Source organism: Kitasatospora albolonga, assembly GCF_039535905.1.
Classification (GTDB): Bacteria; Actinomycetota; Actinomycetes; order Streptomycetales; family Streptomycetaceae; genus Kitasatospora; species Kitasatospora albolonga.
Genome location: NZ_BAAAYB010000031.1, coordinates 1 through 23,375 on the forward strand (window position 1 = coordinate 1; position 23,375 = coordinate 23,375).

23 protein-coding genes and 1 pseudogene are annotated in these 23,375 nt (G+C 73.8%); 18 read left to right on the forward strand and 6 right to left on the reverse strand.

Annotated elements, in window-relative coordinates; genetic code table 11:
- Positions 1-381: 381 nt before the first annotated feature.
- Positions 382-861 carry a hypothetical protein gene (locus ABD946_RS07785; protein WP_345281366.1) on the reverse strand — a complete coding sequence of 160 codons (480 nt, stop codon included), beginning with the start codon at positions 859-861 and terminating at the stop codon, positions 382-384.
- A 46-nt stretch (positions 862-907) separates the two neighbouring features.
- Positions 908-1,399, reverse strand: coding sequence for a hypothetical protein (locus tag ABD946_RS07790; RefSeq protein WP_345281368.1), 492 nt, complete (start codon positions 1,397-1,399; stop codon positions 908-910).
- Positions 1,400-2,637: 1,238 nt separating this feature from the next.
- Here ABD946_RS07790 and ABD946_RS07795 point away from each other — a divergent pair.
- The 10 genes from ABD946_RS07795 (at position 2,638) to ABD946_RS07840 (ending at position 11,004) form a co-directional block, all read left to right on the forward strand.
- Positions 2,638-3,090, forward strand: a complete 453-nt coding sequence (locus tag ABD946_RS07795; protein ID WP_345281370.1) for a hypothetical protein — start codon at positions 2,638-2,640, stop codon at positions 3,088-3,090.
- On the forward strand, positions 3,087-3,791 hold the full coding sequence (locus ABD946_RS07800) for a hypothetical protein (RefSeq protein ID WP_345281372.1): 705 nt from the start codon (positions 3,087-3,089) through the stop codon (positions 3,789-3,791). Before ABD946_RS07795 ends, ABD946_RS07800 begins: the two co-directional genes overlap by 4 nt.
- Positions 3,792-4,014: 223 nt before the next feature.
- Complete coding sequence (locus ABD946_RS07805; protein WP_345281374.1) at positions 4,015-4,413, forward strand: hypothetical protein; 399 nt, start codon at positions 4,015-4,017, stop codon at positions 4,411-4,413.
- Positions 4,410-5,576 (forward strand): hypothetical protein, encoded by a 1,167-nt coding sequence (locus ABD946_RS43305; RefSeq protein WP_345281376.1) that lies wholly within the window; start codon positions 4,410-4,412, stop codon positions 5,574-5,576. Before ABD946_RS07805 ends, ABD946_RS43305 begins: the two co-directional genes overlap by 4 nt.
- 197 nt (positions 5,577-5,773) lie before the next feature.
- On the forward strand, positions 5,774-6,868 hold the full coding sequence (locus tag ABD946_RS07815) for a 3-oxoacyl-ACP synthase III family protein (RefSeq protein WP_345281377.1): 1,095 nt from the start codon (positions 5,774-5,776) through the stop codon (positions 6,866-6,868).
- A gap of 27 nt (positions 6,869-6,895) precedes the next feature.
- A complete protein-coding gene (locus ABD946_RS07820) occupies positions 6,896-7,741 on the forward strand; it encodes an SDR family NAD(P)-dependent oxidoreductase (protein WP_345281379.1) in 846 nt (281 codons plus the stop codon).
- Positions 7,738-8,901: a beta-ketoacyl-ACP synthase 3 gene (locus ABD946_RS07825; RefSeq protein ID WP_345281381.1), complete on the forward strand. Its 1,164-nt coding sequence runs from the start codon at positions 7,738-7,740 to the stop codon at positions 8,899-8,901. Before ABD946_RS07820 ends, ABD946_RS07825 begins: the two co-directional genes overlap by 4 nt.
- Complete coding sequence (locus ABD946_RS07830; RefSeq protein WP_345281383.1) at positions 8,898-9,176, forward strand: acyl carrier protein; 279 nt, start codon at positions 8,898-8,900, stop codon at positions 9,174-9,176. The genes ABD946_RS07825 and ABD946_RS07830 overlap by 4 nt, the downstream gene beginning before the upstream one ends.
- Positions 9,177-9,385: 209 nt before the next feature.
- On the forward strand, positions 9,386-10,597 hold the full coding sequence (locus tag ABD946_RS07835) for a beta-ketoacyl-[acyl-carrier-protein] synthase family protein (protein WP_345281408.1): 1,212 nt from the start codon (positions 9,386-9,388) through the stop codon (positions 10,595-10,597).
- A gap of 113 nt (positions 10,598-10,710) precedes the next feature.
- Positions 10,711-11,004: a DUF3040 domain-containing protein gene (locus tag ABD946_RS07840; RefSeq protein WP_345281385.1), complete on the forward strand. Its 294-nt coding sequence runs from the start codon at positions 10,711-10,713 to the stop codon at positions 11,002-11,004.
- A gap of 81 nt (positions 11,005-11,085) precedes the next feature.
- Here the strand turns inward: ABD946_RS07840 and ABD946_RS07845 are convergent, their stop codons facing one another.
- A complete protein-coding gene (locus ABD946_RS07845; protein ID WP_345281387.1) occupies positions 11,086-11,586 on the reverse strand; it encodes a DUF4383 domain-containing protein in 501 nt (166 codons plus the stop codon).
- Positions 11,587-11,817: 231 nt separating this feature from the next.
- Here ABD946_RS07845 and ABD946_RS07850 point away from each other — a divergent pair, with 231 nt between their 5' ends.
- From ABD946_RS07850 to ABD946_RS07880, 7 genes are all read left to right on the forward strand, one after another.
- Entirely contained in the window at positions 11,818-12,189 is a 372-nt protein-coding gene (locus ABD946_RS07850; RefSeq protein ID WP_345281389.1) for a hypothetical protein, read from the forward strand.
- 79 nt (positions 12,190-12,268) lie between these two features.
- On the forward strand, positions 12,269-12,847 hold the full coding sequence (locus tag ABD946_RS07855) for a sigma-70 family RNA polymerase sigma factor (RefSeq protein WP_345281391.1): 579 nt from the start codon (positions 12,269-12,271) through the stop codon (positions 12,845-12,847).
- A gap of 100 nt (positions 12,848-12,947) precedes the next feature.
- Positions 12,948-13,952 (forward strand): MerR family transcriptional regulator, encoded by a 1,005-nt coding sequence (locus ABD946_RS07860; protein WP_345281393.1) that lies wholly within the window; start codon positions 12,948-12,950, stop codon positions 13,950-13,952.
- Between the two features lie 192 nt (positions 13,953-14,144).
- Positions 14,145-14,384, forward strand: a complete 240-nt coding sequence (locus tag ABD946_RS07865; protein ID WP_345281395.1) for a hypothetical protein — start codon at positions 14,145-14,147, stop codon at positions 14,382-14,384.
- 294 nt (positions 14,385-14,678) lie between these two features.
- Entirely contained in the window at positions 14,679-15,287 is a 609-nt protein-coding gene (locus ABD946_RS07870; protein ID WP_345281397.1) for a WXG100-like domain-containing protein, read from the forward strand.
- Entirely contained in the window at positions 15,284-19,306 is a 4,023-nt protein-coding gene (locus ABD946_RS07875; protein ID WP_345281399.1) for a DUF6531 domain-containing protein, read from the forward strand. The genes ABD946_RS07870 and ABD946_RS07875 overlap by 4 nt, the downstream gene beginning before the upstream one ends.
- Positions 19,307-19,311: 5 nt before the next feature.
- Positions 19,312-19,806, forward strand: coding sequence for a hypothetical protein (locus ABD946_RS07880; protein ID WP_345281401.1), 495 nt, complete (start codon positions 19,312-19,314; stop codon positions 19,804-19,806).
- A gap of 309 nt (positions 19,807-20,115) precedes the next feature.
- Here ABD946_RS07880 and melC2 read toward each other — a convergent pair.
- From melC2 to ABD946_RS07895, 3 genes and pseudogenes are all read right to left on the reverse strand, one after another.
- A pseudogene (melC2, locus tag ABD946_RS07885) lies at positions 20,116-20,944 on the reverse strand (tyrosinase MelC2).
- A 51-nt stretch (positions 20,945-20,995) separates the two neighbouring features.
- Positions 20,996-21,421 carry an apotyrosinase chaperone MelC1 gene (melC1, locus tag ABD946_RS07890; RefSeq protein WP_345281402.1) on the reverse strand — a complete coding sequence of 142 codons (426 nt, stop codon included), beginning with the start codon at positions 21,419-21,421 and terminating at the stop codon, positions 20,996-20,998.
- 390 nt (positions 21,422-21,811) lie between these two features.
- Positions 21,812-22,381 (reverse strand): tetratricopeptide repeat protein, encoded by a 570-nt coding sequence (locus tag ABD946_RS07895; RefSeq protein ID WP_345281404.1) that lies wholly within the window; start codon positions 22,379-22,381, stop codon positions 21,812-21,814.
- Between the two features lie 484 nt (positions 22,382-22,865).
- On the opposite strand from ABD946_RS07895, the gene ABD946_RS07900 reads away from it, so the two are divergent.
- A complete protein-coding gene (locus ABD946_RS07900; protein ID WP_345281406.1) occupies positions 22,866-23,183 on the forward strand; it encodes a hypothetical protein in 318 nt (105 codons plus the stop codon).
- Positions 23,184-23,375: the final 192 nt, after the last annotated feature.

Genomic DNA, 23,375 nt, shown 5'->3' on the forward strand with positions numbered 1-23,375 from the left:
ACATCGGAGACGTCCGTCAGGGCCCGGCGACTCGGTCAGCGCCTCCCAGGCCGCCGGGTGCTGCCCCGGCCCGGCGCTCCAGCCCGGCCAGGTCCTGCCAGCCGAAGGCCCGGTCGCGGGCGGCCTCGGCGAACGACAGGGGGACTCGCGCCCGTACCCGAAGGCCGCCTCGCATGTCACCCAACTCGGCCAGGTGGTAGCGGAGTTCGCGAAGGTGTGTCCGGTGTCCCGCTCCTGCGCCCCGGTGGCCAGTGGCGTCCAAGCAACTCCGGGCGCGCTCGGTCTCGCCGCTCATCCGGGCGCGCTCGACCAGGGTGATCGGGGTCCCCTCCGCCGGGGTCGACCGGGGAAGCGCCTGCGTATGAAGCGGGAACCAGTCGGTCACTCATGCTCGGAGACACACGGCTTCCCGTCCTCGCCGAGCAGCCGCTCCAGCAGGGCCTCCCGCTCCGGGTGTTCGCCCGCGCGGGACGGTGGGCGAGGAGTGGCCTCCACGCCCGCCGCGCAGGACCGCCTTGGACGTCGTAGCCGCACCAGGTTGTCGAAGTTGGCCCGCTTGATCTCCCACTGCTGCCAGACGTCCTCGACCCCCGGTACGGCGAGCAGCAGTCCGGCCAGCGTGGTCTCCTCGGTCAGTCCCTGGAACGGTGCCTCCCGTCGGGCACTCCGCCTCCTGCCCGGCGAGCCAGCGGACCAACTCCAGGGTCTCCCGGCCGCCGGTCGCTTACTGCAGGGCCCAGAGCCCTGCGCCGCCGCGCCGCGTTGCGGTCGTACTCGTACCCGTCCGCGCCGACGGCCCGCTCGTACGCAGCTCTGCCAGGCGGCGGCCGACTCCCGCATCCGCACCAGTTCGTTCGACATCGGGCCAGATCGCACCGGCCCGGACGACACCGGACGGGGGTCGCCGTCACGAGGGGAGCCGGAGGGCGGTGGCGCGCTGGAGGAGGTGGTCGGCGGGGTGGCGGCGGGCGGTGGGGGAGCAGGCCGCGGTGGCAGGCGGGCGGCGGCGGAGTGGGGCGCGGCGGGAGGAGAGGTGGGGGTAGACGTCCAGGAACTGGTGCCAGGTGGAGCAGGCGGCGTCGAGGCGGCCGGCGGTGAGCTGACGCCGCCAGCTTGGCGAGGACCAGGGCGTGCGAGCGGGTTCTCGGTGCGGGGGCGGCGCGCGGCGGGAGGTCTCCAGGGACTTGATGGCTCCGCCGAGATCGCCCGATCGGCCTGCACCAGGGCGTGGTGGTGGTCCCAGGCCGCCGGTGGCGTGGTAGTCGCCGACCGGAGGGCCGGGCCCTCGATGTGGGGGAGCAGGTCGAAGGCCTCGTGGATGTGCCGGCGGGCGGCGGCGCGGCTCTGCCGGTGGCGGCCTCGGCGAGGGGCCGAGCTGGCCGAGGACGGAGGCCCGCACGCGGATCGCGGAGGCGGGGAGGCGGATGCCGGCGGGCCGCCCGGGCCAGGTCGAGCTTCTCCCGCGGGTGGTGGAGTTCGTAGGCCTGGGCGGGCCATCGCCCGGAGGGTCATGGCCTGGGCCGTCAGGTCGCCGCACTGGCGGGGCCAGCTCCAGCCGAAGCGGGTAGAAGTGCAGGGCAGGCCGTTGAGTTCGTCGTCGAAGTGCGATGAACGCGCAGAGGTAGCTTAGCCGCGAGGCCGGCCGCCACACACTCCGTGTGCCGCCACGGGCGAGGACGCGGCGGCGGAGCCATGCGGGACGCGGAGGAGAGGAAGGCGGCGAAGTGCCGGTGCGGGACGTGGGCCGCCACCGCGGAGTCAGGTCGGCGGACGGAGAAGACGGGCAGGAGGAGGGTGAGGACGGGGGGTCCGCGGGGGTGGCTTGTTCGTCTGGGAAACACGGGCCAGGTGGAGCGGCGGGCTAGCGGGGAGGGCGCGGCGCCCGCTCCGGCCGTCCCGGCTTCGGCGGAACAGCGCAGCGGGCCCCGGCGGCCGGCTGGTAGGCGGAGGCACGCTGCCGCCCCGGTCGGGGCTGAGGCGGGCGGTGGCCAGCGTTGGTTGTGAGCAGGGAACGGGGGTTGGCGGGAAGGTGCGCCCGTTCGCGCCGCTGTCGGCGCGGCTTCCCTCGAAGCCGGCCTGGCCGGGCCGACCGGGACGGCCGAGGCGGTATAGGCGTCGGTGAGCGCGGCGCCTAGACCAAGTGGGCGACCGGGCGCGGGGGCGGGGTTGGGTGCCGGTCAAGCACTGGTGGACGAGGCGCGCTGGTAGGCGACGCCCCGTAGGCGGGACTCGGCGCCGATCGGTTGGACCGCGCGGCCAACTGGGCACCGGTCCAGCGGGATTCGAGCAGGAGTTCTCGGGAGACGGACGTTCGGGGACGCGGTGGACTGCCACCCGCCTGCACCTCCTCGACGGGTCGCGGAGCTGCCGCGGCCGTCCGCTGGGAGGGCCGCGGTTGTGCGCGGGCGCGCGGCAGCGGTCACGCGGCACGATGGCCTGGGCGCCGCACGACTCCGCACGCCTACGAAGAGGTTAGGGCATCGGGTGGGCAAGGTGGGCAAAACGGGCGGGAATTGACGGGGCGGAACTCTTGACGCCCCAGTGACCGGGGAAGCCGCACGGGGCGCCCGGCAGGTCGCACCATCGAGGTGACCGGGTGTGCCGAGGTGCGCGCCCCGGATGGGAGGGAACTCCGCGATGAGCAAGGCACCACGGCCCGTGGCCGCCCGGGCGGCCACCGTCCACCTCTTCCCCGGCCAGGGCGACTTCGGCCTCGGGCCGCTGCTCCGGACCCTGCCCGCCGCGCCCTCCCTGCGGCGCGCCCTGGCCGAGGTGTTCGAGGAGGCGGACCGGGCCGTCGCCGAACTCGGTGTCGCGCCGGTCGGCCCCAGGCTCGCGGCGGCCACCCCGCCGAGCGCCCGGGAGCTGGCCTCGGAGATGCCCGGCACGCTCCAACTCGCCCAGTTCGGGCGTCTGCCTGGCCGTGCACCGGGCCCTGGAGGAGGACGGGCTGATCGCCGGCCGGTTCGTCTCCGTCAGCTTCGGGGAGATCCCCGCGCTGACCGCCGTCGGCAGTTGCTCGGTGGCGGACGGTGCCCGACTCGCCTGTCGCCTCGCGGCAGTTGCTCACCTCGCACGGCGGAGGCATGACCCTGCTCGCCTCCGGCCCCTTCGAGACCAGACGCCTGCTCGGCCAGGCCGGCCCGGACGCGGCCCGGACCGTACTGGCCTGCGTCAACCACGCCGGGGAGACGGTGGTCTCGGGCCCGCTCCCCGATCTGGAGGCGGCGGAGCGGCGTGCCGCCGCGATGGGCGTGCCCTACCAGCGGCTGCGGCTGCCGTTCATGAGCACCATCCGGCCTGGCCGAGGAGGCCGCCCGCGTTCGAGTGGTACGCGCGGCAGCTTGCGCTGGGAGCCGCCCCGCCGCCCGGTCTTCTCGGCGTGGCCGGACGCCTCCACGACGCGCGCCACCGACCTGCCCAAGGCGCTGGCCCACTGCCTGGTCAAGGCCTTCTCGCTGCCCACCGTGCTGCCCTCGGGCCTGAACGGCGCCGCGCTCGCGGTGGAGATGGGGGACCGGGCAGCACTGGCGAGCGCGGTGCGCGCGGTCACGACCGGGGGTACGGGCGCTCGCGCCGCTCGCGGAGGGACCCTGGCCCGCGCCCTCCAGCGCTCTGACAGTGCGTCGGATGCCGCGTCGGGTGCTCCGTCGGGCACGGAAGGGGACTGCGGCGGCGGCCACGGCCCGCGGCTTCGCGGAGCCCTGGACGCACGCCGCGCGCCGGCCCGCGCGGCTCACGTCGCCCGCCCCCACCGCCCTCCGTCCAGCTCCGTCGGGAGGAAGCCATGACCACCACGGCCCCCAGCGTGCTCCACGCCCGCCTCGCACCCCTGCTCCCGCCCGAGCAGCGCGGCCCCGCTGGCCCGTCTCCTGGACGGCACCCTGCTGCGCCGCCCGCCCTCCGCCGTCACCGACACCGGCGCCCACCGCCGCCTGGCCCGGCTCGCGGCCCACCTCCCGCCCGCGCCCGAGGTCCCTGGCCGACCCCGAACTCCTCGTCACTGTCAGCGAGTTGACGGCGCTCGCCGACCCCGCGCTCTACCAGACCTTCCTCTCCCACTACATCCTCTGCGTCGGCTCGCTCGCCGCGTTGGGCGGAGCGGAGGCCGACCTCGGCGGTGAGCTGGCCCACGCGCGGACCAAGGGCTCGTTCATGGTCACCGAGATCGGTGAGGCCTCCAGCCACCTGCGCATCCGCACCGAGGCCCGCTACGACGCCGGGCGCCGGGTCTTCCTGCTGCACACCCCGGACGAGGCCGCAGCCAAGTTCTCCTCCGTGGCGGCCCCCGGCCTGCCCCAGCAGGCGGTGGTCTGCGCCCGGATCGTCACCGGGCCGAGGCCAGGACGGCGGGGTGTTCTCCTTCCTGACGGACATCACGGGGGCCGACGGGCGGCCCGCGCCGGGGGGTGAGCATCTCCGGCCCGGTCACGCTGGACGCGCTGCCGCTGCCGTACGGCTTCGTCCGCTTCGACGGCGCCGAGGTGCCCCGTGACCGCTGGCTGGCCGACGGTGCGACGATCGACGGGCGCGGCGTGGTCGACGACCCGATCGGCGGCCAGGACGCCCGCCTGCAACGGACCCTGAGCTGTGGTCAGGTCCTCTGGGCCACCCTGCCCTCCGCGATGGCGGCCCTCGCCCGCCCGCTCCGCCGCGACGGCCTGGCGGTTCAGCTCCGCCCGGCGCCAGCACGGCCGGCTGGCCCCGGGCCGCCCGGTGCTGGAGTACCGCACGCAGCAGCACGCCGTGATCGGAGCGCTCGCCACCGCCCACACCCTGCGCGGCTCGGCCCGGGCCGCGTTGGCGGAGTGGGCGGCCCTGCGGGACTCGACGCCGACCGCCCCCGGGCCGGGTGCCGTGATGACCTTCTCTCCCTGGGCCGCCGTCGACCGGGCCCTCGCCTGCGCAAGGTGCACGCCACCCGGGCGGTCGCCGAGACCGTCGACGAGCTCCGGCACCGCTGCGGCCTCTCGGGGTTCTTCGGCGAGAACCGGCTCTCCGAGTACCTCGGACTGGCCCGGGCCTTCGAGAACGCCGGCGGGGACAACACCCTGACGCTGATGGACGCCGGACGCGCCCTCGCCGAGGGGACCGCGCTCCCCACGGAGTTGGGGGAGGACCTGCCCGCGCCGACCGGGCCCGGCTGGTGGCCCGCCGTGCTCGCCGCCCTGCAGGACGCCTCGCCGCCGAACTCGCCCGGTCCCTGGCCGAGCGACGCGGCGCCTCCCACGAGGGGCTCGACCTCTGGAAACCCCCTGCTGGCCGACGTCCTGCTGCTGGGCGAGGTCCACGCCGCCCGCCTCGCGGCCGACGCGCCGCGTCAGCCGGCGAGGGCGGCGGCGACGTTCCGGGTGCCGCTGAGCTCGCCACCCTCGACGGACTGCGCCGGGCCCACCGCCTGGCCGGTCCGCTGCTGGCCCACGGCGTCCTCGCCCCCGCCACCGTCCGCGCCCTCCCGGCCGCCATGGACACGGTCTGCGACCGGCTTCTGCCGCAGCTCCCCGAGGTCGTCGCGGCCCTCGACCCGGCACCCGGCGGCGCCGCCCTCGACGCCCCGGAGTACGCCGCCGCGGTGATCGAGCGTCATGCCCCCAGCCCCCGTCAGCCGTCTCACCGCCCGGATCGGCAGGACCCGCGAGCCGCGTACCCCGTGAGTCGCGTACCCCGTGCGCCGCGCATCCGTGAGCGGCGCATCCCATGAGCCTTCGCGTCCAGGGAGGTCGCCGTCCCCGCGCGGCGGCCCGGCCCCGCGCACCAGCACCGGAAGGACACCGTGAACCACGCCCCGCACATCGGCATCCTCGGCATGGGCACCCACCTGCCGTCCGCCGTCCGCACCAACCACGACGTCGCCCGCGAGGCCGGAGTCCCGGCCGACTGGATCACCGAACGGACCGGCGTGCTCGAACGCCGCTCCGCCCGCCCCGACCAGGCCGCCTCCGACCTGGCGGCCGCGGCCGTCGAGGCCGCCTGCCGGGCCGCCGGCCTCGACCCCGGGCAGCTGGACCTGTTGCTCCTGGCCACCTCCACTCCCGACGAGCTCGGACCGGCCACCGCCTGCCGGGTCCAGGCCCTGACCGGTGCGGTCAACGCGGTGGCACTGGACGTCAGCGCGGCCTGCTCCGGCTGGCTGTTCGCCGCGAAGGTCGCCCACGCCTGGCTCGCCACCACCCCCGGTGCCCGGTACGCGGCGGTGGTCGGCGTCGAGGCGTACTCCAAGTTCGTGGACCCCGCCCACCGGGGCACCGCCGTGCTGTTCGCCGACGGTGCGGCCGCCGGCATCCTCGGCCCGGTGCCGCACGGCGGCTTCCGGGGCTTCCGGCTCGGCTCGGACGGCCGGGGCGCCCACCACGTGCTGATCCCCGGCGGCGGCAGCCGCATCCCGGCCAGCGCGCGGAGCCTCGCCGAGGGCCGCCACCACATCCACATGGACGGCCGGGCGGTCGGCGGATTCATCGCGGAGATCTTCCCGTTGATCGTCGAACGGGCCCTGGCCGAGCACGACGTGGACCTCAAGGACATCGACGCCGTCATCACCCACCAGCCCAACCCGCTGCTGCTGCGCACCGTCGCCGACCGGATCGGCATCCCCGCCGACCGGCTGCACATCACCGGCGACCTGACCGGAAACATCGGCGCGGCCTCCGCCCCCTACGCCCTCGCCGACGCGGCCGCCCTCGGCCGGCTGGCGGACGGCGCCCGGGTGCTGCTCTGCGTCTTCGGCGCCGGCCTCACCTGGGGCACCGCCCACCTCACCTGGACCGGCGCACCCAGCCACCACACCCACACGGCCACCCGCACCGAAGCCCGCACCGAAGCCCGCACCACGCAGCGAACTCCTCTTCCGCGCAGCACCGTTCAGGTCTGACCGGACCTCAACCCCGGAGGTGTCCCCGTGACCATCCTCGACCGCTTCCGCCTCGACGGCCGCCGCGCCCTGGTGACCGGCGCCTCCCGCGGCATCGGCCGCGCCGTCGCCGTGGCCTTCGCCCAGGCCGGTGCGCAGCTCGCGCTCTCCGCCCGTACCGAGGCCGCCCTCAAGGAGACCGCCGACCTGGTCGCCGCGTACGGCCGCACGCCCGTGCTGGTGCCCGGCGACCTCGCCGACACCGCGCAGGCGGCGTTGGTCGACCAGGCCGCCGAGGCGCTGGGCGGGCTGGACGTGCTGGTCCACAACGCCGGGACGCTGCCCGTCCAGCCGGACGGCAGCCCCGTCATGGCCCCGCTCCAGTACCTGCCGCAACCCGCCTGGGACCAGGTGGTCGCGGTCAACCTGAACGCCACCGCCGCGATCTGCCGCCACGCCCACCCCCACCTGGCCCGTTCGGACGGGGCCAGTCTGGTGCTGATGTCCTCCGTGGCCGGGGTGGTCGGCACCCCGCTGATGGAGGCCTACGCGGCCACCAAGGCCGCCCAGGTGTCGCTCGCCCGCAGCCTCGCGGTCGGCTGGGCCCGCAGCGGCATCCGGGTGAACGCGCTCTGCCCCGGCTGGGTGCGCACCGACATGACCGCGGCCGTGCAGGCCGATCCGGCGCTCTCCGCCTGGCTGTTGGCGCACGTTCCGGCCGGGCGCTGGGCCGACCCGGAGGAGGTGGCCGGCGCCGCGCTCTTCCTCGCCTCACCCGCCGCCTCCTTCCTGAGCGGCCAGGCGGTGGTGCTGGACGGCGGCCTCTCCGTCCCCGACGGCGGCCTGGCCGGCTTCCCCAAGCCGCCCTCCCCGTTCGTCCCCGCTGCCGTATGACCGCCTCCCCGTACGACCGCCGCACCGCGGTGATCGCCGCGGTCGGCACCGCACTGCCACCCCGGGTGGTGACCAACGGTCAGGTCATCGCCCGGGGCGGGTTGGACAGCACCGACGCGTGGATCACCAGCCGGACGGGCATCCACCGCCGGCGACTGGCCGGACCGGGCACCAGCACCGGCGACCTCGCCACGGCCGCCGCCCGTGCCGCCCTCGACGCGGCGGCGGACCGCGCTCCCGTCGGCACGGCCTCGGGCCGCGCCACCCTCGGAGCGGGCCCCGTCCCGAGCACCGCCCCCGGCCCCGACCTGCTGCTGCTCGCCACCACCACCCCCGACCGCCCCTGCCCCGCCACCGCGCCCGAGGTCGCCCACCGGCTCGGCCTCGGCCCCGTTCCCGCCTTCGACCTCGCCGCCGTCTGCTCCGGCTTCCTCTACGCCCTCACCGTCGCCAACGCCCTCGTCAGCAGTGGTGGTTGCCGTACCCCTCTGGTGGTGGCGGCCGAGAAGTACTCGGCGATCGTCGACCCCTTCGACCGCGACACCGCACCCCTCTTCGGCGACGGCGCCGCCGCCGTCCTGCTCCGCCCCGGGACCCCGGACGAGCCCGGCGCCGTGCTGGCGAGCGACTGGGGCAGTGACGGCGGCGGGAGCGGCCTGATCACGGTCGAGGCCGGCGGCACCCGGTTGCCCGCCGCCGACCGACTCCCGCGCGAGCAGCGGCACTTCCGGATGAGCGGCCGTCAGGTCTACGCCCACGCCGTCCGCCGGATGGCCTCCTCGTCCGCGGCCGCACTGACCGCCACGGGGTGGCGGGCCTCCGACGTCCGGGCGTTCATCGGCCACCAGGCCAACCAGCGGATCCTGGACGCCGTCGCCGACCGGGTCGGCATCGCCCCGGCGCACCGCTTCGGCAACATCGGCGAACTCGGCAACACCGCCGGTGCCTCCATCCCGCTGGCCCTCGCCGACGCCCTCGCCCGAGGTCGCTGCGCGCCCGGCGCACCGACCCTGCTCACCGCCTTCGGCGGCGGCCTGACCTGGGCCTCCGTCACCCTGCGCTGGCCGGACGCCCCGGTCCGCGCCGTCGAACCGCCCGACCCTGCCCCGTCCGATCGCCTCGCACCGCCCCGCGCTCCCCAGGAGGTCAGTACACCGTGAACACCGCCGCCAACCCCGTCCGCGCCCACCTGGTCACCCTGCTCACCGAGAAGTTCGACGCGCCCGCCGACGCCGTCGCCGACGCCGCCGCCCTCCAGGACCTCGACCTCGACTCGCTGGCCCGGGTCGAGCTGGTCGTCAGCCTGCAGGAGCACTGGGGCGTCACCCTGGACGACGACGCCGACTCCGCCGCCGACGTCACCGTGGCCGACCTGGTCGGCCGGGTCAGCGCCCTGCTCGCCCAGTCCACCCGCCTGGCCGGGCCCTCGGCGTGAGCACGCTCCGGAAGGGCCCGAGCCCGGCTCCGCGGGTGGCTTCCGCTCCGACTCAGCCCCCGGGCCGGGCCTCGTCCCCGGCCCCGGCCTCGTCCCCGTTCCGGACCCCATCCCCGACCGCGAGCGTGCCTGCGGCTCACGGTCGGGTCCCGGGTTCGGCTCCGGTTTCCGCCACGGTCCGGGCTCCGGGTGCGCGAGTCCGGGCACCACTGGCCGTCACCGGGATCGGGCTGGTCACGCCGTCCGGGGTCGGGGCCGAGCAGACCTGGCGGGGCGTCCTCGAGGGCCGTCCCGCCGCCGCCCCCGACCCGCTGCTGGCGGGGCTGCCCGTCGGCCTCTCCTGTCGGGTAGCCGGCGACTACCTGGCCCTGACGGGCCGTCGGCAGCCCTGGCGGCTGGACCGGGCCACCCACTTCGCCCTGGCCGCCGCCCGGCAGGCCGTCACCGACGCCGGCCTGGACCCGGCCGACTGGGACGGCGCCCGCGTCGCGATCGTCCTCGGCTCCGCCGCCGGGGGCATCGGCAGCTACGAGCAGGCCGCCGACCGCCTGCGCACCCAGGGCCCGGGCGCGGTCTCGCCCCTCACCCTCCCCGCCTTCCTCCCCAACATGGCCGCCGGCGAACTGGCCATCGACCTCGCCGTCACCGGCCCCGTCCTGCACACCGCCACCGCCTGCGCCTCGGGCGCCACCGCCGTCCAGACGGCCGCCCTGCTGCTGCGTTCCGACGCCTGCGACATCGCCGTCGCGGGCGGCGCCGACGCCATGGTCACCCCGGTCTGCGTGAGCGGTTTCGCCCGGATGCGGGCGCTCTCCCACAACCCCGAACCCACCTCTGCCGCACGGCCGTTCGACGCCGACCGGGACGGATTCGTGATCGGCGAGGGCGCCGGCTTCCTGGTGCTGGAACGTCAGACCGACGCCGCCGCGCGGGGAGTCCGACCGAAGGCCCTGCTGGTCGGCGCCGGGAGCGCCGCCGACGCCCACCACGCCACGGCCCCGCACCCCGAGGCGCGCGGCCTCGCCTCGGCCGTCCGGCTGGCCCTGGCGGAGGCCGGGGCCACCCCGGAGGACGTCGACCACCTCAATGCCCACGGCACCGGCACCCCGCTCAACGACGCCACCGAGGCCCGGATGATCGCCGCCCTGTTCGCCCGCCGCCCACCTTCCGTCACCTCCGCCAAGGGCACCATCGGCCACACCATGGGCGCCGCCGGCGCCATCGAGGCGGCCCTCACCGTCCTCACCGTCGCCCACCAACTCGTGCCCCCCACCGCAGGGTTCACCACCCCCGACCCCGACACCGCGCCGATCGACCTGGTCCACACCGCGCCCCGTCCCCAGTCCGTCCGCCTCGCCCTCTCCACCTCGGCCGGCTTCGGCGGCCACAACACCGCCCTGGCCTTCGCCCCGACACCGTGACGATCCGTTGCGCGAACGCTGCGACTGCTCCGCCGGGCGCTTCCGCAGGACGGTGAAGGGGGACACTCCCGAAGGCCGTACTACATCCGATCCGTCCAAGGAGCAGATGGGCCATGGCAGTTCACCTCACCGCAGCGGAACTCCGCCTCCTCCACGGCATCGAGGAGTCCCTGCGCCTCACCGACCCCTCCCTCGACCGCCTCCTGCGCCGCCCGCCGGGCCTGCTGCGGCGCCTCGCCCGCCGGCCGCTCCCGCTCGTCCTCGCCGTCCTGCTGCTCTCCCTGCTCGCCGAGGCCTGCACGGTCCTCGCCGTCCTGCGGACCCCGTGGGCGGCCGTGCCCGCCGTGTGCGCGGGCGTCGCGGTGCTGGCCGCCTTCCGCCGCCTGGCGGGCCTGCGGCTGCGTTGACCACGGCCCCGGCCCGCTGCACGACCGATGCCCCGCCGATCGTCCCGACGGGGCATCAACCACTGCTGTCCGTAGTGGAGTTCAGGATCGGACCACGGTCGCGGTCGAGGTGGTCGCGGTCGCGGTCGGGTGGCGGTGGCGCCAGTACGGGTTGTTCCGGGGCAGGCCCGCGCTGACCCGGCCGTACATGCCGAAGGTCGCGATGAGCAGGCCCATCACGAAGCTGAAGATCACGTTGGGCATCCGGAACGCCAGCAGGTTGGCGGAGCGCTCCAGCAGCGCGAGGTTCACGAAGCCGCTGACGACGAACAGCGTGCCGACCACGATGTTGACGGTGGAGGCGGTGTTGCCGCCGATGACCGCACCGGTGATCAGCACGGCGGCGACCACCAGGGAGACGACGCTGAGCAGCCCGTTGGAGGACAGCCCCGCGACGTCCTCGCCGTCCGTGCTGAAGAACGACAGGCCGTCGGCCAGCCCGAGGCAGCCGAACACCAACAGCACCGCGCCGCACAGTCCGGCGCCGATCCGGTAGACCTGGTTGAGTCGGTGGTCGACCGGCAGTTCGTCCTGGAGTTTCATGGCCCGATCCCTCCTCACGGGGCCCGGAGACGTTCCGGCCCTCCACCGGAGACGGTCCTCCGGGGGGCGGCGGAGAGGCACTCGCAGCGCTCGCGCAGCGTTTGCGGAGTCGGCGGCCGCAGCCCGCCCCGTGTCGGACCATCCGTTCGGGGCACCGGTCCCGAAGGATGGGTACGCCACCCGCGCGCGCCAGTGCCGCGGGCCGCCCCACCGACCACGGAGGTCACCGCGATGGACCGTCGACTGCTCAGGGTGGTCGGAGCCGCGACCGCGGCCTACGGCGTGGCGGTGGCCGCGCGGCCGCTGCTCCTGGCCGCCCCGTCGGGCCTGGCCCCCGGCGGCACGGTGCCCCGGGACGTGGCCACCTGTCTGCGGCCGCTGGCCCTGCGCGACGCGGCCTGCGGCCTGGCCATGGCCCTCGCGCCGGACGACCGCAGCCTGCGGACCGCGACCGCCCTGCGGATCGCCTCCGACCTCTCCGACGCCCTCACCCTGACCACCACCCTCCCGGAACGCCGCCACCGCACCATGGCCCTCACGGTCTCGGTCGGCTGGGCCGCGCTCTCCGTCGTCGGCCTGGCCCGCACCCCGCGCGGCGTCTGAGCGCGCGCCCAGTGGGCACAAAACGCTGCACCAACGCTGCGCTTGGCCCCGTCGCATCGATTCGGCGCACTGTGGCGGTGTGACCGGAACAGTGATCGCCGAGCGGCAGCCGTCCTCCCTCCCCGAGGGCCAGACGGCCCTCGTCGCGGCGGTGGCCCGAGGCGACGAGACCGCCTTCGCCGCGCTCTACCGCTCCCTCGCCGGACCGGTGTACGGACTCGCGCTGCGACTGCTGCGCAGCGCCGCCCACGCGGAGGAGGTCACCCAGGAAGTGCTGCTGGAGGTCTGGCGGACCGCCCCCGCCTACCGCCCCGAACGCGGGACGGTGCTGACCTGGGCCCTGACCATCGCCCACCACCGGGCGGTGGACCGGGTCCGCTCCGTCCGGGCCTCCTCCGACCGCGAGCTCCGCTTCAGCCGCCAGGACCAGCCGCTGCACGGCCCCGAGACCGACCAGGTCGAGCACCTGCTGGACGCGGACCGCGTCCGGTCCGCACTGGCCGAACTGACCGCCCCGCAGCGCGAATCGCTGGTCCTCGCCTACTACGGCGGCTACTCGCAGCGCGAGATCGCCGCCCTGCTCGGGGTGCCGCTGGGCACCGTGAAGACCCGCATGCGGGACGGCCTGCGCCGGCTCCGGCCGATCGTCGGCCCCTGACGGCCCTCGCCGACGCCCGCGCGGCCTTCGACCGTCGTCGGCCGCGTCGGCCTGCGAGCCGTCCTCCTCCCCTCCTCCGGACGTGGAATGGTGGCGTGTCATGAGGGATCGTCAGGCCGGTGCGCCGGAGCATGCGACAGCCGGGCCGCCGGACGGCGCCGAGGCAGGTCTGCCCACCGGCGCGGTGGCGCGGCAGCTCGGGGTCTCCCCGACCACCGTCCGTTCCTGGGAGCGCCGTTACGGACTCGGCCCGGCCGAACGCGCCGCCGGCCACCACCGCCGCTGGAGCCCGGCGGACATCGAGACCCTGGCGGCGATGTGCGCCCTCACCGCCCGGGGCGTCCCGCCCGCCGAGGCGGCCCGGACGGTCCTGGCCGAGCGCACCACCCCGACGGGCCCCGGCACGCCGATGAGCCCCGTCCGCAGCGACCCGCCTCCGCCGGTCGACGACCGCGCCCCGCGCGTGGGCGCGGTCCGGCCGGAGTGCCGAGGGCTGGTCCGGGCCGCCGTACGGCTCGACTCGGCCGAGGTCGCGGCCCTCCTGCGCGAGACCGTGGACGACCTGGGGGTGGTGGAGGCCTGGGGCGACGTGATGATGCCCGCCCTCCGGGCGGCCGGCCGCAAGTGGGCCCGTTCGGGTGAACAGTACGTGGAGGTGGAGCACCTGCTCTCCTGGCACGTCTCCACCGTCCTGCGCGCCGAGGCCGTCCGCCCCGGCGCCTCCCGCCCCGTCCCGCCCGTCCTGCTCGCCGCCATGCCCGACGAACAGCACACCCTCCCCCTGGAGGCGGTCGCCGCAGGCCTGACGGCCCGTCGGATCCCGTTCCGCATCCTCGGCGCCGCCGTCCCGCCCCGCGCCCTCCTGGACGCCCTCGAACGGACCGGCCCGGGCGCCGTCATGCTCTGGTCCCAGCACCCGACCACCGCCGACGCCCACCTCGTCCGCCGCGTCCTCACCACCACCTGGGGCCCCCGTGGCGCCCGCACCCACGCCCGCGTCCTCGCCGCCGGCCCCGGCTGGCACCGCGGCGACCACCCCGAAGGCACCACGAGCCCCCGCTCCCTCCCCGCCGCCCTCGACCTCCTCGAACGCTCCGTCAGCTGACCCGCCTCACCGGCAGGTCGTACCGGGGCGCACGGACGGGTGGTGACACGCCCGATTCCGCCGTTCCCGCACCCCTCCGGTGGGTAGCCTCCGTGACCCGGTCTTCGACCTCGCGGACCACCTGCACAAGATGGGCTACTGCCTGGAGGAGCGGCGGCGCGTGGAGGAGGGGTGGCCCCGCCGGAGTGCGCGGTGGACTGGCGTGCGGGCCTCCGGTTCTACCTGGACCTGGAGGCGGTGAAGTCGGCGGTGCTGGACACCGTGCGGTGGGGCCGCCTCATCGCGGGCTCGCCGGACGGGGGTGAACGCGGGCGGCTGGTCGAGGAGTTGGCGGCCAAGCTCGGCCGGGCCGTGCCGCACTGGTACGGGGCGCGTGCGCAGCCCCCGAGCGCGGCCGAGGTCGAGGCGGCGGTCGGCCGCTGGAGCGGCTGATCAGTGGCCGGGGCCCGAGGCCCCTGATCAGAGGTGTCCGTCAGAGCGGGTCAAGCTCACCCGGCCACAGGGATGATGACGGTATGGCAGTGGAGGGGCCTGCCACCGCCATGCATCCTGGGACGCCGTCCGAACGGCCGACATGCCCACGGAGCGCCCGACGGCGCGGCAGATCCCTCTCTCCCCGTGCTCACAGTGCGGCCCGATGCCGCGCGGTCCGAGCCGGTCCTCCTGACGGTGTACGGGCTATCACGTAGGGTGCCTAGGTTGTCGCTGCCATGGGGGTGGGCGGGTATGGGTGTAGTGCTGCCGGACGAGCTGGCGTGGGTGCTCGATCTGATCGGGGTGAACTGGCCGAACGTCGACGAGGACGACTACCGCGAGATGGCGGACGCGCTGCGCTCCTTCGCGGAGGAGATCGACAGCGGTGTCACCGACGCACACTCCGCGGTCCAGGACATGGTGGGAGCGAACGCGGGCCTCGCGGTCCAGGCGTTCGAAGCGCACTGGGGCAAACTCTCCGGTACGCATCTCCACCAGCTGGCCGAGGGCGGCCGCATCGCGGCCGTCGCCCTGGACGGCACGGCCCTCGTGATCGAGGGTGCGAAGATCGCCGCGATCGCCCAGCTGTGCATCATGGCCGCAGAGGTCATCGCCGCCCAGGCAGCAGCCCCGTTCACCTTCGGCCTGTCGGAAGTTGGCGCACTCGGCGCCACCCAGGTGACCAGGCTGATCGTGAAGCGGCTGCTGAAGGAAGCCGAGCAGCAGATCATCAGCGAGCTGATGGCCATGGCGACCGGCCCGGTCATCGAAGCCATCGGCAGCATGGCCGGCGACCTGGTCATCAACCTGCTCGAGGACGCGGCGGAATCCGGCCCGCACGCCACGGGGAGCGCGGCATGAGCGACGGTTTCAAGTTCGACCCCGACTCGATGGACAACCTCAGTAAGCGGTTCGACCGCTACTCCGACGAACTGGGGGAAACCAGCCGGCGCCACCACAGCCGTGCCCGGTCGGCGTTCGGCCGTACGAGGGGCAAGGGCGGTCTCGCGGCCGCGGCCGAGCAGGGTATCTCCAAGCTGATGGACGCGATGGAGCAGGGCCAGAAGGCGCTGCAGAAGCACCTGAAGGACGTCGGGCGGGGTCTGGAGATGACCAGCCGCAACCACAAGGAGAACGACCGGCGGATCGCCGACTCGCTCACGAAGGGCAAGGGTCATGACGCCGGGCCGAAGGCCCCGGGCGGTTCCGGGTCCGGCGGCGGGTCGAGGCCCGGTGGCAGCGGCCGGCGCAAGGGCGAGCGTCCGCTGGGGCGTGGGGGTCGCAACGGCCAGGCGGTCGACGGCAACAAGGGCTGCAGCACGGCCGGTGACCCGGTGGACGTGGTCACCGGCCAGATGATCACCTCCGAGACCGACCTGGTCCTGCCCGGCCTGCTGCCGGTTGTGCTGCGGCGCGGATACGCGTCGGACTACGTCGGAGGTCGCCTGTTCGGCCAGGGCTGGTCCTCCACGCTGGACCAGCGGATCGAGATCGACGCGGACGGCGTCCACTACGCCGGTGACGACGCCCAGATCCTGCACTATCCGCTACCAGAGGCCTCAGGGCAGCCCGTCCTTCCCTCCGGCGGTGCGCAGTGGCCGCTGGTGTGGGAGCAGGGCAGCGGCGCCTTGACGATCGAAGATCCGGACAGTGGTACGACCCTGACCTTCGCTGTGCCGGCTGCTGAGGGCGGTGGCGGCCGGTACCGGATCGGCGAGATACGGCCCGTCACCTCGGTGCACGACCGTAACGGTCACCTGATCTCGTACATACGCGGGCAGGACGGTCTTCCGCTGGAGGTGCGGCACAGCGGCGGCTACCGGGTGGCGGTGGACACCACGGTCACCGAGGACGGTCCGCGGGTGAGTGGGCTCCGGCTCCTGGACGAGGCGGGCGGTCACCTCCCGGTCGTGGAGTACCTGTACTACCCGCACGGGCAGCTGGCGGGGGTGGTCAACTCGTCCGGTCTCCCGTACAGCTACGAGTACGACGACGACGGCCGGATGACCGCCTGGATCGACCGCAACGGGCAGAGCTACGAGTACGAGTACGACACCGGCGGCCGCGTCGTCGCCGGCAGGGGCCACAACAGTGTCCTGTCCGCCGAGTTCCGCTACGACACCGCGCAGCGGGTGACCGTAGCGGTGGACAGCCTGGGGCACCCGACGGAGTACCACTACGACGATCGCCTTCGGGTGGTTCGTGTGGTGGACCCGTTGGGGAACGCGGCGGTGACGCACTACGACGAGGCCGGGCGGGTCATCGGGCGCGTCGACGAGATCGGGCGGGTCACCCGCCTTGCCCTGGACGAGCACGGGAGTCCGGTACGGATCACCGAGCCGGGCGGATCCGTCATCGACCTTGCCTACACGCCACTGCGGCAGTTGGCGTCGGTGACTCAGGGCGGGGCGGTAGTGGCCTCGTTCTCCTACGACCCGCGCGGCAACCTGGTGGAGAGCACGGACGCCGCCGGGGCGATGACGAGCCGTCAGTACGACGAGCAGGGCCGCCTCGTCCAGATCACGGATGCGCTCGGGCAGGTCCGGAGGTTCGAGAACAACGCGGCCGGGCTGGTCACCGTGACCACCGACCCGATGGGCAACACCACCCGGGCCGGGTACGACGCGTTCGGCCGGGTGGTGGCGTTCACCGACGCACTGGGCGCCACGACCGCTCTGACGTTCACCACGGAAGGGCGCGTCACCGCACGACTGCACCCGGACGGAACACAGGAGAGGTGGGAGTACGACCCGGAAGGCAATCTCACCCGGCACGAGCTCGACGGCGCGATCACCACGTTCGAGACCGGGCCGTTCGGCAAGCTCACGGGCCGCACCCTCGCGGATGGCGAGGTCCACCGGTTCGAGTACGACACCGAACTGCAGCTCATGTCCGTCTCCATGAACGGTGCCAGCTGGAGCTACCGCTACGACCCGGCCGGCCACCTCGTCGGGGAGACCGACTTCAACGGTCGGGCCTTCGGGTACCGTCTGGACGGCGCCGACCAACTGCTGGAGATCACCGACCCGGCAGGGCAGAACACCACCTTCTCCTACGACCTGCAGGGCCGGATCACCCAGCGCCGTCACCACGACGGCACCACGACCACCCTCGCCTACGACGAGCGCGGGCGTCTGACAGCCCTTCAGGACACCTGGGGAAGCATCGAGTACACCCACGATGCCGCCGGCCGGGTCCTCACCGAGACCACCGCGGGGCACACCACCACCTGGGCCTACGACGTGCTCGGCCGTCGCACGAGCCGTACCACCCCCAGCGGCATCGTCTCCACCTGGACCTACAACGCCAACAGCCAGCCGGACTCCCTCCACCAGCCCCTGGGCACCCTGACGTTCGTTCACGACGCCGCGGGCCGCGAGACCACCCGCTACCTCGGTGCTCACGCGGCCCTGACCCAGACCTGGGACACCGCCGACCGGCTCAGCGCCCAAGCCATCTGGGCCACCACCCCGGCAGGCAGCGCCGGCCCCGTCAGCCTGCAGGAACGCACCTATGCCTACCGCCCTGACGGCACCCCGACGACGCTCACCGACCGCACCCGCGGCAGCCGCGCCTTCGAACTGACCCCGGCCGGACGTGTCACCCAGGTACGAGCGGAAACCTGGCGGGAGACGTACGCCTACGACACCCTCGGCAACATCACGCGCGCCGATGACAGCCGGCACCAGGACAGCACCACCGCCGGCGAGCGCACCTACCACGGCTCCCTCCTGCGGGCCGCGGGCCGCAGCACCTACGAGTACGACGAACGGGGTCGACGCACCCGCCGGATCTCGCGCACCCTGTCAGGGCAGCGACGCGAGTGGCGCTACACCTGGAACGCCGAGGACCAGCTGATCCGAGTCGACAGCCCCCGGCGGGGGACCTGGGCCTATGCCTACGACGCCTTGGGCCGGCGGTCCGTCAAGTGGCGCCTGGACGAGCAAGGGCAGGCCGTCGAGGCCGTCCACTTCGTGTGGGACGGAACCCACCTCGTCGAGCAGTACACGGCATTGCCGGACGGCAGCCGACGCAGCATCACCTGGGACTGGGCACCGGGCAGTTGGACGCCGGTGTCCCAGACCGAACGCCACTGGGACCTCCAAGGAGCCGTCCTCGAGGAGCGGTTCTACGCCATCGTCACCGACCTGGCCGACACACCGAGCGAACTGGTCACCAGCGACGGCCACATCGCATGGACCGGTGACAGCGACCTCTGGGGCCGGCGCCACCACCAGGATGACGACAGCGCACCCACGTGCCTGCTGGGCCGCCCCGGGCAGTACCACGACCGGGAGTCGGGCCTTGAGTACAACTACTTCCGCTACTACGACCCCAGCACCGCCTGCTATCTCAGCAGCGACCCGATCGGTCTCGACGGCGGCCCCAACCCGCACGGCTACGTGCCCAACCCGCTCTTCTGGAGCGATCCCCTCGGCCTGGCCGCAAAGCGCCAGCCCGTGGGCTGGGGCGGGTCCCACTACAGCCTCAGGCCGAGCAACTGGACCGACGGCAGCGACAACAACGCCTACGAGCGCAACCACGTCCCGGCCCGCGACGCCTACCTGGGCGTCGGCAGCAGCAAGCTCGGATACGGCGCGGGCCCGGCCATCCGCATGGACTACGACGACCACCGCAAGTTCATCAGCACCGGCTCGGGAGCCGCCTCCATCGCCTGGCGCACCAAGCAGCGGCTCCTCATCGCCCAAGGCAAGTTCGACGTGGCGATGAAGATGGACATCGGCAAGATCCGCAAGATCCACGGCACCAAGTACGACGCCGCGATCAAGGAGATGGTCGACCACCTGCCCCACAACAAGGGCTTCCAGGACTATCTGGCGGCCAACAACTGGAAGATCAGGACGTGCCTCCTAAAATGACCGCCATGGACATCGAACTCGATCCCCCGCACGGCATCACCGGCTTCCCTCTCGGCCTGTCGCTCGAGGAGCTCAAGTCAGCTGCCGCCACGCTGGGCAGGGTCGACGTCACCAACGAAGGCTCGGCATCGGTCTTCAACCCGATGCAGGTCCTCGCTGTGCACCCGCAGTTCGAGATCCTCTTCGACTTCCAGGAGGGCAAGACCCTCCGCGCGGCCGAGATCTGGATCCCGCGCTCCGGCCCCGAGGCGATCACTGTCCGATTCCGCGGCATCGATGTGTTCACCACCCCCGCCCTGCAGCTCCTCCAGCAGCTCGGGGACCTGGGTCTGGCCGTCCGTCAGATCGAACCCAACCACTGGGTGATCCCCAGCCTCTCGCTCGGCTTCACCCGGACCGCCGGCCATGAGGTGCCGCTCGACAGCAACGGCGACCCCCTCTACTTCCAGGCCGTCCTCACGGGAACCGCTGACTACTACGACTTCCTGCTCGGTACCTGAACCTGCGGCAAGGACGTCGGCGGATGAGCCGTACGAAGCCTGGCGAGGATCCGGGCAGCCCCCTCGCACCGACGAGGGGGCTGCCCGGCGGGTTCGTGCCTCATCGCCGGGGAACCCCGACGGTCGCACCTATGTGCACCGCCGTCGAACCGGCAGGATGGTGGTCCTGCCTCTGTCGGCGCTCCACCGATGCCTCCGGCCCGGCGACGTCGCCCCCTGATTCATGCGAACCACAGGGGGAGCAGTCATGCCGGACCGGAGGCCGGGACCCCCGTTGCGGGGCCGCGAAGCAGGTGACGCGGGGTGGGATCAGAAGCCGGTGTCGTAGGTGTAGAGGGCGGTGTGGTCGAGCATGTCGGCCGGGGTGACGTTGTTCCAGGGCTTCATGGTGTCGTTGAGGTCGACGACGTTGGTGGTGCCGGCGGCGGGGAGGTAGGGGGAGGAGGGGTGGCGCTTCTGCCACTCGGACCAGAGCTTGTCGATGAAGCAGTGGTGGAGCCAGAAGACCGGGTCGTTGGGGGACATGCCGGTGCTCATCATGCCGCCGACCCAGACGTGCACGCGGTTGTGGAGGTTGACGCCGCGCCAGCCTTCGAGGTTGTTGCGGAAGCCGGCCGAGGTGCTGTTCCAGGGGGCGGCGTCGTACTCGGCGATGGCGAGGACGCCGTCGGCCTCGGTGCGGGTGGGGAGTTTGGGCGACCGAGGTGGCGAGGGAGCGGCGGAGGTAGTTGCGGCTGTCGGGGCGGACGGTGAGGGTCCAGTTGCCGGTGGAGTAGGCGAACGGGCCGGTGGTGACCTGGCCGTCGCTGCTGCGGCCGTTGCCGCCCATGAAGTCGGCGCCCCAGATGGTGGCGGAGGTGGTGCGGTCGGCGGTCCAGTCCCAGTAGGGGAGGGTGACGCTCGGGTCGATCGCCTGGAGGGCCTGCTCGAACTGGAGCAGGAAGCGGCGGTGCCAGGGCAGGAAGGACGGCGAACGGTGGCCGACCCGCTCGCCGTTGTCGGTGTCGCTGACGATGAACTGGTTGTGGGTGCTGACGAAGGAGTCGTAGCCGCCGTTGCGCTTGAGCGCGAGCACGGCGTTGACGAAGGCGCGCTTCTCCTGGGCCGTCAGGGTCGCCTGGTTCTTGCGGACTGCCATGAGTCCCCCCTTGTACGAGTGGTGGTGATGGTGGTGGCGGAGGTGTGCGGATCAGGCGACGGCGACCGGGACGAGCGTGGCGCCCTGGAGGTCGTTGACGGCGGCGCGGGCGAGCGCGCGGGGCGTCGGGAAGGTCTGGTAGTGGTTGACCACGCTGATCCAGCTGCCGTCGGCGTTGCGCATCATGTGCAGCTCCTCGCCGTCGATGCGCACCTCGTAGCCGGTGCCGCCGCCCTCGCCGCCGGTGGTGCCGTGGTGGTGGCCGGCGGTGTGGGCGACCGGACGGCCCTGGATGCGGCGGCCGTGGAAGACCTCGTCGAAGGTGTCGGACGCGCCCGGGTCGGCGGCGGTCGCGGAGTCGCCGGTCGGGCCGACCAGGCCGAGGCCGAAGGCGCCGGCAGCGGCGGTCAGCGCGACGGCCGAGCCCTGCAGCATCCGACGGCGGGTCAGATCCGAGGTGTGGGTGGTTTCGGACATCAGAAGTACCCCCTTGGGCGCACCTGTGGTGTTGGGGCGCCGTTCATCAAGCAGTGCAGAAACGTTAATGCGAAGGAATCTCAAGATCACCCTCGCTGTTTCGATGCTTTCAAGTCGTGATGACCTAGGGAACTGCCGATCGGCGGGGGTCGGTTGGCGATGGCCGGATCGAGCCAGCCGGGCGCGGACCATCCCTTGGGATGGACCGTAAGATCTTCACTCCCTTCACTGAATGATCATCAGAAGAGAAGGAATCTTCACTCTGTGTAGTGGGCGGGGTGGAGATCTTCCGGCGCCGGGCCTGGGCCTGTGACCTGCGGTGATCTGGCTCACGGTGGAAGGATGGCGCGATAACGGGCACGCACGATCATGTTCCGGTCACGGAACGTGTCATGCCCCGGTCGGCTGACCCGCAATCCGGTCGGCACGGGCGCGCATCGTCTCGGCGCGCTGGTTGCCGAGCGCGGTGAGGAGCTCGGCCGCGCGGAGCCAGGCGGCGCGGGCGGCGGCGGTGTCGCCGAGTTCCTGGTGGGCCTGGGCCAGGTGGTCCAGGACCTCGGCCTGGTTGTAGTGGTTGAGGACCTCCCCGTACAGCCGCAGGGAGACCTCGAAGTGCCGGACGGCCTCCGGGAGTTCACCCAGGCGGTGGAGGGCGTAGCCGATGCTGTCCCAGGTCGCGGCCTCGCTGAAGGTGTTGCCGGTCCGCTGGAGCAGCGGCAGCGCCTCGCGGCAGCTGGCGATGGCCTCGCGGTGCCGGCCGAGGAGGGTCGAGTACCAGCCCACGGCGTTGAGTTCGCGGGCGACGGGGTTGGGGTCGTCCAGGGTCCGGTAGATCGCCAGCGCGGCCCGGGCGTGGTCGAGGGCCTCCGGGAGCCGTTGCTGCCGGCCCCGGACCCAGCCCAGGCTGCGCAGGGCGTCGGCCCGTTCGTGCGGGGTCAGGTGGTCCAGCCGACGCTCCACGTGGCCGACCGCCTCGTCGGCCTCCTCGCCCCGCCCCCGCCTCGGCGAGGGCCCGGCCCAGTGCCGCGGCGGCCTGGCTGATCGCTGCGGGGTCGTCCAGCAGGAGGCCGGCGTCCAGGGCCAGTCGCTGCAGCTCGATCTGGTCGGCCCACTGGCCCAGCGCGGAGAAGTAGGGCACGCAGTCCTGCGCCAGGCCCGTCCGGAAGTGCAGCAGCCGGGGGTCCTCGCCCTGGCGCAACGCGGCCAGGATGGTGCGCTCCTCCTGCCGGAACCAGGCGAGCGCCCCCTCAGGGTCGTCGAAGGGCAGCAGGGCGACGCCGGGAGCGGGCGCGTGGTCCAACTCGTGGATGGTGCGGGTCTCCCAGGCACGGACGGCGGAGCGCGCGTTGTGCCGCAGGTAGTCCAGCAGGCGCAGCTCGGCGGCGTACCGGTCGTCCCCCCTCGCGGTCCAGCAGCTCGGCGGCGTGCGCGCGCGCACCAGGTCGTGCAGTGCGAACTGTCCGGCCGCGCGTCCCGCCCGAGCAGGCTCTTCGCGACCAGGGAGCGGAGCAACTTCCGGGCCCGGGACGGCGGTTCGGCGGCGGCCGAGGCCGCCGCCTCGGTGGAGAACGACGGGCCGGGGAGCACGGCCAGGTGGCGGAAGAACCGGGCGGTCTCGGGCGTCGAGGGCACGGTACGACCAGGAGAAGACGGCCCGGACGTCGGTGTGCGGGTCGTCGGTGGTGAACTCGTCGAGCAGGGTGCGGGTCCGGGCCAGCTCGTCCGCCCACGGTCCGCAGGCGGAGGGCGGGTTCGGCGCTGAGGCGGGCCGCCAGGACGGCCACGGCGAGCGGTAGCCGCCCGCACAGCTCCACCAGTCCGGCGGCGTGGGCGGGTTCGGCCGCCGCCCGGTCCGCGCCGATCCGGGCGGCCAGTGCGGCCAGGCCCTCGGCGGCGCTCCAGGGGCCCAGGTCGAGCAGCACGGCCTCGTCGGTGGCGGCCAAGCCGGTGAGGT